The 1199-nt window shown below is 64.1% G+C and carries 2 protein-coding genes; one reads left to right on the forward strand and one right to left on the reverse strand.

All coding sequences use genetic code 11. From position 1 onward, the window contains the following. Window positions 1-281: hypothetical protein (locus tag U9980_RS28870; protein WP_416210421.1), on the reverse strand; the 281-nt coding region annotated here is incomplete at its 3' end. Window positions 282-492: 211 nt separating this feature from the next. Here U9980_RS28870 and U9980_RS28875 point away from each other — a divergent pair. Next, window positions 493-1074, forward strand: coding sequence for a DUF6518 family protein (locus tag U9980_RS28875; protein ID WP_416210422.1), 582 nt, complete (start codon window positions 493-495; stop codon window positions 1072-1074). The last annotated feature ends 125 nt before the right edge of the window (window positions 1075-1199 follow it).

A 1199-nucleotide genomic window follows, 5' to 3' on the forward strand; every position in this document is an offset into this window, starting at 1 on the left:
CCGGATTCGGTGTGGTGCCCACCGACTGTCTCGCCGCCCACCTGGCAAAACAGCTCCCCGACGCCACCCGCCTGGAGCTGGCCTTCCAGACCATCGGCGGGCTCTCCCGCGGCACCGCCGCAACCGTGGCGCGCGACCTGCACCACAGCGGGTTCCGCCGCCACGACGGCGAACTCGTCCCGCAGCGCGCCGCCGCGCAACGCAGACGGGTCGACTTCGGCCAGGGTCCGGTCACGGTGGCCACCAACCCCTGGCGAGCCGACCTGGTCACCGCCGCCCACTCCACCGGCATCCCCACCATCGACACCTATACGGCCCTGCCCGGCCCGCTGCGTGGGCTGATGCGTCTCGCACCCACCGTGCCCGCGCTGTTCGGCTCCAGACCATGGCGGGCGGCCATGAACGCAACCGAAAAGGAATCCAACGAATACCGTGACACCTTTGCGATCGCGCCTTCTGGCACCCATGATAGCCGCACTGACCGCTGGTGCGATGCTCGGGATTCTTGCCGCTCTTCTGCTCGCGGTCGACGGATCGGTAGGCCATGCGGTATACCTCGTCTTGGCGGCTGGATGGTCCTGGGCTGCTTTGGCTTTCTGCATCGGCCTTGCGCGAAATCGCAGGATGGAGTCCGTCATCCTGGCCTCCGCATCCCTGCTCACAGCCGTGATCACTTACTACCTGGCAAAGCTTGGGCATGGAGACTTTCTGACGGCGGACGTGAATGACCATTCCGGGCGAACACGGATGATTTCCTGGTACGAATTCTGGTCGGTGACGGTGTCTTGGTGCATAGCCGCTTGCGTCGCCGGCCCTCTTTTGGGCATGGCTGGGAACATGGCGCGAAATCATGGATTTCGCAGCCTTCCTTTTCGGGTGGTGGTTCCACTAGTGGCTATCGTCGATACTTCGCAGCGGCTCAAATTCGATGCCCCGATGCAAGGATCGGTCGCCGTGACGACATGGAGCGTAATCCGCCTCGTAGCGGTGGCTATCGTCGTCGCCCTAATAGGGCACACCTTGACCACCTGGAGTCTCCGTAGCATCCGCCGACAATCGGGTGGATATGGCTGACCAGCTCTCACCTAAATCCGCCAGTACCTGGTGATGTTGGGGGTTCATCGACACGCTGCTTGCCCGCGCCGACGACCCGGCTCACCCCGACCGTCGGGTGCACTATGCGGTTGGGTTCGACCTGG

It is taken from the genome of Protofrankia sp. Cr1 (genome assembly GCF_963555865.1).
Classification (GTDB): domain Bacteria; phylum Actinomycetota; class Actinomycetes; order Frankiales; family Frankiaceae; genus Protofrankia.